This is a genomic window from Ramlibacter sp. (genome assembly GCF_036383835.1).
Classification (GTDB): Bacteria; Pseudomonadota; Gammaproteobacteria; order Burkholderiales; family Burkholderiaceae_C; genus Ramlibacter.
The window spans coordinates 1-10,374 of record NZ_DASVNN010000071.1; the positions used below are offsets into that span (position 1 = coordinate 1).

Genomic DNA, 10,374 nt, shown 5'->3' on the forward strand with positions numbered 1-10,374 from the left:
CGCGGTGGTGCGCGCGCCGGAGCGCGTGGCGACCAAGGTGGAAGCGCCGGTCGCCGCCGTGGTGACGACCCCTGCACCTGTGCCTGTGCCCGCCGCTGCACCGGCACCGGTGGCTGTCCCTGCGGCGCCACCTGCAGCCGAACGCATCCTGGCCGTCGCGGAACTGCCGGCCGATATCCAGCGCGAACTTCCGAAGCTCTCGATCTCCGGCGGCGTGCATTCGGAGAATGCCGCGCAGCGCCTGCTGATCGTGGGCGGCCAGGTCGTCAACGAAGGCGCGGAAGTCGCGCCTGGGTTGGTGCTGGAACAGATCCGCGCGCGCACCGCGGTGCTGCGTTTCCGCGGCTACCGCTACAGCGTGCCGTACTGACTCAGGCGACCAGCCAGCGCGTCGCGAGGCCGAACGCCAGCGACAGCAGCGGCACGATGGCCAGGGCGATGCGGCGCCGGGCGGGCATCGCCACCGCGAGCAGCGTCCCGAGCGTCGCCAGCGCGGTCGGGTCCGGCAGGAAGCCGAACACCTCCGCCTCCGGCCAGCTGCGTCCCTGGGCGAAGGACAGCAGCGGGAAGAGCAGCGCGATCGCGGTCAACGACATGCCGGCTTGGCGCGCACGCGGTGCCGGCGCGACGCCGGCCGCGAACATCGCAGCGACCAACAGCGCTGCCTCCACGCCGCAGGCCGCCGCTGCCCAGGGCGCACCGAGGAAGATCTCCGCGTAGCGTTCCCGATGGAACGCCCAGCCGGTGAACCCCCAGGCGATCGCGACGATCGCCAGCGCAACGCGCGCGGACCCGCCGCGCAGCGCGATCCACAGCAGGGCGAGGCAGGCGGCCGCGCCCGCGAGCTGCGCCGGCCACCAGGCGGCGTTGTGGCGCGCCACCAGGCGCCAATAGGCCTGCGGCGAGAACATCAGGAAATCCGAAAGACCGTAGCTCCACCACTCGGTCATAGGCCAGCCACGTGCTGCGCCATGCGCTGGCGCATCGCCTCGTCGGGCAGGCGGCCGCGGCCGGCGGCGAGGTTCTCACGCACGTGGTCGACGCGGCGCGTCGCCGGGATCGCGCAGGTCACGGCAGGATGGCTGACGATGAACTTGAGCGCGAACTGGGCCCAGCCGGTGCACTCGATCTCGGCGGCCCAGGCCGGCAGCCGATGCCTTTGCAGGCGCCGCAGCAGCTCGCCTTCCTGGAAGGGACGGTTCGCCAGCACCGCGATGCCGCGGTCCGCCGCGAGCGGCAGCAGGTCCCGCTCCACTTCGCGATCGACCAGGTTGTAGGTGAACTGGACGAAGTCGAGCTGGTGCGTGCGCATCACCTGCGCGAACTCGCGGTGGCGCCGTCCTTCCGAGGTGGTGATGCCGACGTAGCGGACCTGGCCGCGCTCCTTCATCCGCTGCAGCAGCGCGAGCTGCTTCTCCCAGGCGAGCAGGTTGTGGACCTGCAGCAGGTCGAAGCGCGGCACCTGCCACAGCGCGCGCGACGCTTCCACCTGCGCGGCGCCGTCGGAGCCGGTCCAGACCTTGTCGGCGGAGAACACCCGCTGCCGCGCACCCGGCAGGCGCATGCCGTCGCCGACGACACCCTGCGACGATCCGTACATGGGCGAGGAGTCGACGAGGCGTCCGCCGGCCTCGAAGAACGCCCGCATGACGTCCACGCACTGCAGGCGCGCGGGCGGGTCCTGTCCCACGTTGAAGGTGATCCAGGTGCCCAGGCCGACGCTCGGGATCTGCTCGCCCGTGGCAGGGATCGCGCGCATGTGCAGCGGCGCCTGCGCCAGCGCGGGCGTGGCGGCCAGCAGCAGGGACGAGCGCAGCAGCGTGCGGCGTTGCATGGCCGCAGACTAGCACCCGGGGGCTGGAATCGCTGCGGCGGGCGCAGCGGTGCTTCAGTCCGCCGCCGGCTGCGGCGGCTGGAAGACGGTCCAGCGGCCGTCCTTGAACAGGTACAGCCCGGAGGAGATCCGCGTGTCCGAGTTGCTCGCGAACTGGGCCGCCACGCTGAATCGCAGCATGGCCACGGCCGATTCGTCGTCGGCCCGTGCGAACACCAGGCCGCCGCGTCCCGGCACCGCGGCCACCACGCCGGCCGGATAGCGGCGCAGCTGCTCGGTCCAGAAATCGCGGTCGAGGAAATAGCTGCTGTCCAACTCGGGGGCGTTGCCGTGCACCTGCATCAGTCCGCCGCTGTATGGCTCGGCCACCGGCCTGCCGTAGCGATTCCGCAGGTTGTGCACGGCGCGCGCCAGGGCTTCCTCGGGCGTGAGGTGCAGCTTCTGCAGGTCCTCGGGGACGGCGCTCTGCACGCGGCGTTCGCCGTCGAAGACGAGGCGCAGGTGCATGTCGCCGAGGTACTGGAACCAGCTGGCCTCGAACTCCACTTCGCGGCCGTCGGGCGTGCGGGCGCTGATCTTGCCGAAGGGCCGCAGCGTCTCGTCCTGCTTGTTGGCGCCCGGCGATTCGCGCAGCACCACCAGCAGGTTGCCCGCGCTGACCTCGAACGCTTCCATGTCGCGCGCCGTCGCCGGCGCGGCCGTCATCGCGGCCAGCAGTGCCGCCGCACACCACCACGCACGCAGCCCATTCCTCATTCGCCTGCCCTCCGTCCTCCATGCATCGTGCGTGGTCGCGGCTTCTTGCGCAAGGAAGCCCTGCACGCGATAGGGCGGAAGCGCATGGAACGTCGGCGCGCTGCAACGCCATTCGTTACCTCTCTTGCTCTGCGCGGCCAACTTGTAATGGGACCCTTGCGTAGCATCTGCGCCTGTTCGCTTCCCATTCACTCAGAGGAAACCGCTTCATGGCCCTGCAACCGTTTTTCAACAGCAACAATCCCAAGCGCGAGGACTCCTATCCCCGTCCGGGCGTGAGCCCGAACGCCGCTGCCGCCGCGGGCCAGGCGCCGGTCGCCGCCCCCGCCGCCACGCAGCAGACCGCTCCCGTCACGTCCACCACCAAGGAAGGCGAGAGCAAGCTGACCGTCGGCCCGAACATCAAGCTGAAGGGCGTGGAGATCACCGACTGCGACACGCTGGTGGTCGAAGGTTCGGTGGAAGCGACGATGGATTCGCGCGTGATCCAGATTTCCGAGCGCGGTTCCTTCAAGGGTTCCGCCGAGATCGACGTGGCCGAGATCCGCGGCCTGTTCGACGGCAACCTGACGGTGCGCCAGAAGCTCGTGATTTTTTCCACTGGCAAGGTCACCGGCAAGGTGCGCTACGGCAAGGTGGTGATCGAAGAGGGCGGCCAGCTGTCCGGCGAGATCGAAGCGGCGACCGGCCCGAGCAGCCGTCCCGCGCAGGGCACCGGCGCGCGTCCGGGCCTGCAGCCTGTGCAGTAATCACGGTTTGAAAGCGGCGCGCCCGCGCCGCTCCGGATGCCTGGGTCCCCGCCTCCGCGGGGATGACGAGACCTAGACAGCCGACTTGTGCCGCGCGATGCAGGTCTCCAGTACCTGCTCGTGCGGCTTCTTCCACCAGCTCCCGGTGGAAAAGATCTCGACCTCGCTGTAGCCGGCGAAGCCCTGCGCCTCGATCCAGCCGCGGATGCGGGGGATGTCGATCACGCCGTCACCCATCATGCCGCGGTCGTTCAGCAGGTCGGTCGTGGGCGTGAGCCAGTCGCAGACGTGGAAAGCGAGCAGGCGGTCCTGGCCTGCGCGTTCGATCTGCTGCTGCAGCTTGGGGTCCCACCAGACATGGTACACGTCGACGGCCAGGCCGAGGGCGCCGCTGCGCTTCGGGTCGAGCTCGTCGCAGAGGTCCAGCGCCTGTTCCATCGTATTCACGCACGCCCGGTCGGCCGCGTACATGGGGTGCAGCGGCTCGATCGCCAGCGGCATGCGGGCCTGCTTCGCGTAATCCAGCAACTCGGCGATGCCGTCGCGCACCTGCGAGCGGGACAGCGCGATGTCCTTGTGCGCTGCCTTGCCTTGCAGCGCGCCCGGCAGCCCGCCGGCCACCAGCACCAGGCAGGCGGCCCGCAGTTCCGCCGCCTCGTCGACGGCGCGGCGGTTGTCGTCGCGCGCGGCCTTCAGGCCCGCCGCGCCGGCCGCGGGGAACATGCCACCGCGGCAGTAGCCCGAGAGTTCCAGGCCGAGCGAGCGCACCTGCTTCGAAACGTTGGACAGGCCCGCCGCCGAAACCTGGTCGCGCCAGGGCGACACGGCGCGGATGCCGAGCCGCGCGCAGGCGTCGAGGATCTCCGGCAGCGGCAGGTCCTCGCCGCGGCTCTTGCGCAGCGTGGCGGTGTTGATCGACAGCCAGCGGTGGTCCTGCGAGAAGTCGCGCATCACTCGACCCCGTGCAGCGCCAGCAGCGTCTTCATGCGCCTGGCGGCGAGCTCCGGCTGCTCCAGCAGGTTGGCGGCATCGGCGAGGCGGAACAGTTCCGCCAGGTGCGGCAGGCTGCGCGTGCTGTGCTGGCCGCCCACCATGGTGAAGTGCGACTGGTGGCCATTGAGCCAGGCCATGAACACCACGCCGGTCTTGTAGAAGCGGGTGGGCGCCGTGAAGATGTGACGCGAGAGCGGCACCGTCGGCCCCAGGATCGCGTGGAACCTTTCGATGTTGCCCCGGGCGAGCTCGCCCAGCGCGGCGCTCGCGGCGGGCGCGATGGCGTCGAAGATCCCCAGCAGCGCATCGCTCTTGCCATGCACCGCCTCGCGGCCGAAGCCGTCGCCGGCGATCAGCTCGGCGTAGTTGAAGTCATCCCCCGTGTACATGCGCACGCCCGCGGGCAGGCGCCGGCGCATCGCGATCTCCTTGTCCTTGTCCAGGAGGGAGATCTTGATGCCGTCGACCTTGGAAGCATGCGCGGCGATGATGCCGACCGCCGTGTCCATCGCGGCGTCGGCGTCTTGCGTGCCCCAGTAGCCCGCCAGCGCCGGATCGAACATGTCGCCGAGCCAGTGCAGGATCACAGGCTGTTTCGCTTGCGACAGGATGCGGCCGTAGACCTTCTCGTAATCGGCCGGCGACCGGGCCACGCGGGCCAGCGCGCGGCTGGCCATCACGATCAGCTTGCCACCGAGCTTCTCGATGGCCGCCATCTGTTCCTCGTAGGCGCGGATCACGTCGTCGACGCTCTTCGCGTCCTCGGGTGCCAAGTGGTCGGTGCCGCAGCCCGACGCGACCAGCGCGCCCGGGACGTCGCGCGCCGCATCGAGCGAGCGGCGGATCAGTTCCAGCGAGGTGGGCCAGTCCAGGCCCATGCCGCGCTGCGCGGTGTCCATCGCTTCGGCCACGCCCAGGCCCAGCGACCACAGCCGCTGCCGGTAGGCGATGGTGGCGTCCCAGTCGACCGCGCTTTGCAGCCACGGGTCGATGGCCGCCAGCGGATCGGCCACCACGTGCGCGGCGGAATAGGCGATGCGGTTGAACTTCACGCCTGCGGCGGGCTTCACCGGCGCCGTGCCGCGCAGCGTGTACGTCTCCAGCTTGCCGCCGGCGGAGGGCAGCTTCAGGGTCAGGGCCATGGCGTCGTCCTCAGAACTGCAGGGCCGGAACGTCGACGAAGCGGCGTTCCTTCCAGCTTTGCAGCGCGGCTTCCACCAGCTGCACGCCCTTGGCGCCTTCCGGCAGGGTCCACTTGTACGGCTCGTTCTCCACCACGTGGCGGATGAAGGCCTCCCACTGGATCTTGAAGCCGTTGTCGTAGACCTGCGTGTCGGGCACGTCCTGCCACTGCTCGGTGAACTGCATGGTCTGCTTCACGTCCGGATTCCAGACGGGGCGCGGCGTGTTGACGCGGCTTTGCGCCTTGCACCCCGTGAGCGTGGCGACGGCGGAGCCGTGCGTGCCGTCGACGTGGAAGGTGACCAGGTCCTCGCGGTTGACGCGGGTGGCCCAGGACATGTTCAGCTGCGCCACGATGGGTTCGCCGTCGAAGCCCTTGAGTTCGGCGATCGCGTAGGCGGCGTCATCGGCCGTGCACTGGTAAGGCTGGCCGTTCTCGTCCCAGCGCTGCGGGATGTGGGTGGCGCCCAGGCAGGTGATGGACTGGACTTCGCCGAACAGGTTGTCCAGCACGTAGCGCCAGTGGCACATCATGTCCAGGATCATGCCGCCGCCGTCTTCGGCGCGGTAGTTCCAGCTGGGGCGCTGGATCGGCTGCAGGTCGCCCTCGAACACCCAGTAACCGAACTCCAGGCGCAGCGACAGCATGCGGCCGAAGAAGCCGGCGCGCCGCAGCATGTCCAGCTTGCGCAGCCCGGGCAGGAACAGCTTGTCCTGGACCGCGCCATGCTTCAGGCCGGACTTCTGCGCCACCTTGGCGATCTCCACCGCCTCGCCCAGCGTGGTGGCGATCGGCTTTTCGCAGTACACGTGCTTTTTCGCGCGCAGCGCCCGGGCCAGCAGCTTGGGGCGCATCTGCGTCGTGCCGGCGTCGAAGAACACGGTGTCGTCCGGGTTGGCCAGCGCGGCATCGAGGTCGGTGCCCCAGCGCGCGATGCCGTGCGCCTTCGCGAGCGCCTCGATCTTCTCGGCGTTGCGGCCGATCAGGATCGGGTCGGGCATGACCTTGTCGCCGTTGGAGAGCGTCACGCCGCCCTGGTTGCGGATCGCCACGATGGAGCGGATCAGGTGCTGGTTCATGCCCATGCGTCCGGTGACGCCGTGCATGATGATTCCGAGTCTTTGGGTCGGCATGAAGGGTTCCTTGGCTTACTTGTGCACTTCGAGGCCGGCGGCCTTGACCAGCCCGGCGTTGTTCCTGATCTCGTCACGCACGTAGGCGTCGAACTCGGCCGGCTTCAGCGTCCAGGCGTCGGCGCCGAGCGCGACGAATCGCTCCTTCACTTCCGGCGTGGCGAGGGCCTTCACCACCTCGGCGTTCAGGCGGTCGACGATCTCCCTGGGCGTCTTCCCGGGGGCGAACATGCCGATCCAGAAATTGAACTCGGAGCCGGGCACGCCGGCTTCGGCGGTGGTCGGCACTTCGGGCAGGGCGCTCGCACGCTTGGCGGAACCGACCGCGAGCGGCACCAGCTGGCCATTGCGGATCTGGCCGATCACCGGGGCGATCGGGGAGAAGTAGTAGTCGACGCGGCCGGCGACCACCTCGGTCACGGCTTCGGCGGAACCCTTGAAGGGGATGTTCTGCGCTTCGATCTTGGCGGCCAGCTTGAACTTCTCGGCATTCAGGTGGGTGGCGCTGCCCTGGCCCGCGGAGGCGAAGTTCATGCTGCCCGGCTTGGCGCGCGCGGCGGCCAGCAGGTCCTTCAGCGACTTGATGTTCTTCGCCGGGGAGATCACCAGCACGTTGGGCGTGGCGGAGATCGGCGTGACGGGCGCGAAGTCGGCCACCGTATCGAACGGCAGCTTCGCGAAGGTGTGCGGGCTGACCGTGTGCGACGACGAGTGGACCATGAGCGTGTAGCCGTCGGGCGCGGCCTGTGCCACCACGGCCTGGCCGATGGTGCCGCTGGCGCCGGCGCGGTTCTCCACCACCAGCTGCTGGCCCATGCTCTGGCTCATCTTGTCGGTGATGGCGCGGGCAATGATGTCCGTGGTGCTGCCGGCGGCGAAGGGCACCACCACCCGGATCGGCTTGTTCGGGTAGCCGGACTGCGCCGGGGCGGCGAGGGGCAGGGCGAGGGCGACGGCGGCGAGCGCCAGGGCGCGGCGGGTGGACTTCACGGGCTTGTCTCCTGTGGTGGATGGAACGTTTAATTCACTAGTTGGTGAATTATGGGTCGCACGAAGGCCGCTGGCAAGCCCCGCCGGGCCGCGGGGTTTCAGTCGTGCAGGAGATAGCCCAGGATCACGTCCGTCATGTGGGACAGGCGTTCGCTGCGGGCCTTGGGCGCGAGCAGCTCGCGGCCGAAGATGGCCGAGAGCGTGTAGCTGTTGGACAGGTAGAAGTACGCCATGCCGGCGATCGACACGTACAACTGCACGGGGTCGACCCCGCCGCGGAAGGTGCCCTCGCGGCGTCCCCGTTCGAGCACGGCGGCGAGCGTCTCGATCAAGGGCGAGTTCAGCTCGCGGGCGCGCCTGGACTCGGCGAGGTGCCGCGCCTTGTGGAGGTTGGCGCTGTTCAGGAGGGTCAGGAACTCGGGATGCGCGAGGTAGTAGTTCCAGGTGAACTCCACCAGCCTGCGCACCGCCGTGGGCGGATCGAGGTCCAGGAGGCGCAGTTGCGCCTCCTCGGCGCGGATGTCGCGATAGGCGTGCTCCAGCACTTCCTGGAACAGCCGTTCCTTGTCGTCGAAGTAGTAGTAGATCAGGCGCTTGTTGAGGCCGGCGCGTTCGGCGATGCGGTCCACGCGGGCGCCGCCCAGGCCGTATTCCGCGAACTCGTCGCGGGCGGCGGCTAAGATGGTGCTCTGCGAGCGATCGGCGTCGCGCACGCGTTCTTCGTTGGCAGGGCTGGGGTCTCGGGCCATGGCCGATAATTCACCAATCAGTTAATCAAGTCAAGAAGCACCATGACCCAGGAACCCCAGCTCGCCGGCCACCTGATCGTCGAATGCCTCGTGGCGCAGGGCGTGACGCACGCTTTCGGCGTGCCCGGCGAGAGCTACCTCGCCGTGCTCGATGGCTTCCACAAATACCGCGAGCGTATCGAATTCGTGATCAACCGGCAGGAGGGCGGCGCCGCCTTCATGGCCGAGGCCGCGGGCAAGATGACCAACCGCCCGGGCGTGTGCTTCGTGACGCGCGGTCCCGGCGCCACCAACGCCACCATCGGCGTGCACACGGCCTTCCAGGATTCGACGCCCATGGTGCTGTTCGTCGGCGACGTGGCGAGCGACCAGCGCGACCGGGAGGCCTTCCAGGAAGTCGAATACAACAACTTCTTCGGGCCGAGCACCAAGGGCATGGCCAAGCGGGTGGAGCGGATCGACGATCCCGACCGCATCCCCGAGTACGTGGCGCGCGCCTTCGCCACCGCCATGAACGGCCGGCCCGGCCCGGTGGTTCTGGTGCTGCCGGAGGACATGCTGACGAAGTCCACGGCGTCGCGTCCCCTGCCGCGCGTGGAAGCGGTGGAGTCCTGGAGCGACCCGGGCGCGCTGCGCACGCTGCGCGAGATGCTGCTCGCCTCGAAGAAGCCCTTCGTGATCGCGGGCGGCGGCGGCTGGACGCCGCAGTCGGCGCAGGCGCTGCAGCGCTTCGCCGAGAACTGGAAGCTGCCGGTGGGCAATGCCTTCCGTTTCCAGGACACCTTCGACAACCACCATCCGCTGTACGCCGGCGACGTCGGCATCGGCATCAACCCGAAACTCGCGGCGCGCATCAAGGACTGCGACCTGATCGTGGCGATCGGCCCGCGCCTGGGCGAGATGACCACCGGTGGCTACACGCTGCTGACGCCGCCCAAGGCGAAGCAGAAGCTGGTGCACATCCACGCGAGCGCCGAGGAGCTGAACCGGGTGTACCAGGCCGATCTCGCGATCAACGCCACCATGAACGCCGCGGCGCGATCGCTCGAGGTTCTGACGGCGCCGCCGGACGTGCCGTGGGGCAGCGAGTGGGCCGCGTCGGCCAACGCCGATTACCTCGAGAACCTCAAGCCGCAGAAACTGCCGGGCGACATCGACATGCCGGCGATCGTGTCCGTGCTGCAGAAGCGCCTGCCCGAGGACGCGCTGATCACCAACGGCGCCGGCAACTTCGCGTCGTGGACGCACCGGTTCTTCCGCCACCATGGCCTCGTCAAGGGCCACAAGACGCAGCTCGCGCCGACCTCGGGCGCGATGGGCTACGGCGTGCCGGCGGGCATCGCGGCCAACATCGTCTCGGGCCGCGTCGCGCTGACGATGGCCGGTGACGGCGACTTCCTGATGAACGGCCAGGAACTGGCGACGGCCTCGCAGTGCGGCGCGCGTTCGATCATCGTGCTGCTGAACAACGGCATGTACGGCACCATTCGCATGCACCAGGAGCGCGAGTACCCCAAGCGCACCGAAGGCGCCGGCACCCGCCTGGCGAACCCCGACTTCGTCGGGCTCGCCAAGGCCTACGGCTACGAGGGCGTGCGCATCACGCGCACCGCGGAGTTCGAGCCGGCGCTGCTCGCCGCGCTGGAGCGCAAGCAGGGCACGCTGATCGAGGTGATGCTGGACCCGGAAGTGATCACGACGCGCGGCACGCTGAGCGGGATCACGGAGGCGGCGCTGAAGAAGCAGTAGCCCGTCATCCTGCGTCCTGCGTCATCCCCGCGTAGGCGGGGACCCAGAGCTTTCTGTCTTTGAAGCGGCGCTTTCGCGCCGCTTCCCGCTTTTTCGCATCGCGCCGGCTGCCAGCCCCCGCACGGGCGGGGCCGGAGTCGCGCTGGCATGGCGTCCTTCGCGCCTGCGGCGCTCGGCAAACCTGCGAGGCCCGGGCAGGCGGCCCCCGCGACCGAACTCGCTGCGTGTTTGCCCGCGC

11 protein-coding genes are annotated in these 10,374 nt (G+C 69.3%); 3 read left to right on the top strand and 8 right to left on the bottom strand.

Going from position 1 to position 10,374, the window contains the following annotated elements; all coding sequences use genetic code 11:
* Positions 1-370 (top strand): general secretion pathway protein GspB (locus VF522_RS11950; protein WP_330908489.1); only part of this gene is annotated, 370 nt, incomplete at its 5' end.
* Between the two features lies 1 nt (position 371).
* Here VF522_RS11950 and VF522_RS11955 read toward each other — a convergent pair.
* Genes VF522_RS11955 through VF522_RS11965 form a run of 3 tightly spaced genes read right to left on the bottom strand, consistent with a single transcriptional unit; the run spans position 372 to position 2,590 of the window.
* Positions 372-950 carry a DUF6064 family protein gene (locus tag VF522_RS11955; protein WP_330908490.1) on the bottom strand — a complete coding sequence of 193 codons (579 nt, stop codon included), beginning with the start codon at positions 948-950 and terminating at the stop codon, positions 372-374.
* Complete coding sequence (locus VF522_RS11960; RefSeq protein ID WP_330908491.1) at positions 947-1,834, bottom strand: aldo/keto reductase; 888 nt, start codon at positions 1,832-1,834, stop codon at positions 947-949. The genes VF522_RS11955 and VF522_RS11960 overlap by 4 nt, the downstream gene beginning before the upstream one ends.
* Positions 1,835-1,888: 54 nt before the next feature.
* Positions 1,889-2,590 carry a hypothetical protein gene (locus tag VF522_RS11965; protein ID WP_330908492.1) on the bottom strand — a complete coding sequence of 234 codons (702 nt, stop codon included), beginning with the start codon at positions 2,588-2,590 and terminating at the stop codon, positions 1,889-1,891.
* Between the two features lie 209 nt (positions 2,591-2,799).
* Between VF522_RS11965 and VF522_RS11970 the strand changes: the two genes are divergently transcribed.
* Positions 2,800-3,339 (top strand): polymer-forming cytoskeletal protein, encoded by a 540-nt coding sequence (locus VF522_RS11970; protein ID WP_330908493.1) that lies wholly within the window; start codon positions 2,800-2,802, stop codon positions 3,337-3,339.
* A gap of 72 nt (positions 3,340-3,411) precedes the next feature.
* On the opposite strand, the gene VF522_RS11975 is transcribed toward VF522_RS11970, so the two are convergent.
* From VF522_RS11975 to VF522_RS11995, 5 genes are all read right to left on the bottom strand, one after another.
* On the bottom strand, positions 3,412-4,290 hold the full coding sequence (locus VF522_RS11975) for a sugar phosphate isomerase/epimerase family protein (RefSeq protein WP_330908494.1): 879 nt from the start codon (positions 4,288-4,290) through the stop codon (positions 3,412-3,414).
* Entirely contained in the window at positions 4,290-5,474 is a 1,185-nt protein-coding gene (locus VF522_RS11980) for a dihydrodipicolinate synthase family protein (protein WP_330908495.1), read from the bottom strand. The genes VF522_RS11975 and VF522_RS11980 overlap by 1 nt, the downstream gene beginning before the upstream one ends.
* Before the next feature lie 10 nt (positions 5,475-5,484).
* Positions 5,485-6,648, bottom strand: coding sequence for a Gfo/Idh/MocA family oxidoreductase (locus VF522_RS11985; protein ID WP_330908496.1), 1,164 nt, complete (start codon positions 6,646-6,648; stop codon positions 5,485-5,487).
* 15 nt (positions 6,649-6,663) lie between these two features.
* The gene (locus VF522_RS11990; RefSeq protein WP_330908497.1) at positions 6,664-7,638 is read right to left on the bottom strand and encodes a tripartite tricarboxylate transporter substrate binding protein; all 975 of its coding nucleotides are present in this window, start codon (positions 7,636-7,638) and stop codon (positions 6,664-6,666) included.
* Positions 7,639-7,736: 98 nt separating this feature from the next.
* On the bottom strand, positions 7,737-8,387 hold the full coding sequence (locus VF522_RS11995; RefSeq protein WP_330908498.1) for a TetR/AcrR family transcriptional regulator: 651 nt from the start codon (positions 8,385-8,387) through the stop codon (positions 7,737-7,739).
* Between the two features lie 42 nt (positions 8,388-8,429).
* On the opposite strand from VF522_RS11995, the gene VF522_RS12000 reads away from it, so the two are divergent.
* The gene (locus VF522_RS12000) at positions 8,430-10,136 is read left to right on the top strand and encodes a thiamine pyrophosphate-binding protein (RefSeq protein WP_330908499.1); all 1,707 of its coding nucleotides are present in this window, start codon (positions 8,430-8,432) and stop codon (positions 10,134-10,136) included.
* Positions 10,137-10,374 lie beyond the last annotated feature (238 nt).

Bases quoted from the DNA above. Each gene is read 5' to 3' on its own strand.
- VF522_RS11955 (WP_330908490.1), bottom strand. From the start codon at position 950: ATGACCGAGTGGTGGAGCTACGGTCTTTCGGATTTCCTGATGTTCTCG.
- VF522_RS11975 (WP_330908494.1), bottom strand. From the start codon at position 4,290: ATGCGCGACTTCTCGCAGGACCACCGCTGGCTGTCGATCAACACCGCC.
- VF522_RS11970 (WP_330908493.1), top strand. From the start codon at position 2,800: ATGGCCCTGCAACCGTTTTTCAACAGCAACAATCCCAAGCGCGAGGAC.
- VF522_RS11960 (WP_330908491.1), bottom strand. From the start codon at position 1,834: ATGCAACGCCGCACGCTGCTGCGCTCGTCCCTGCTGCTGGCCGCCACG.
- VF522_RS11995 (WP_330908498.1), bottom strand. From the start codon at position 8,387: ATGGCCCGAGACCCCAGCCCTGCCAACGAAGAACGCGTGCGCGACGCC.
- VF522_RS11965 (WP_330908492.1), bottom strand. From the start codon at position 2,590: ATGAGGAATGGGCTGCGTGCGTGGTGGTGTGCGGCGGCACTGCTGGCC.
- VF522_RS11985 (WP_330908496.1), bottom strand. From the start codon at position 6,648: ATGCCGACCCAAAGACTCGGAATCATCATGCACGGCGTCACCGGACGC.
- VF522_RS11980 (WP_330908495.1), bottom strand. From the start codon at position 5,474: ATGGCCCTGACCCTGAAGCTGCCCTCCGCCGGCGGCAAGCTGGAGACG.
- VF522_RS12000 (WP_330908499.1), top strand. From the start codon at position 8,430: ATGACCCAGGAACCCCAGCTCGCCGGCCACCTGATCGTCGAATGCCTC.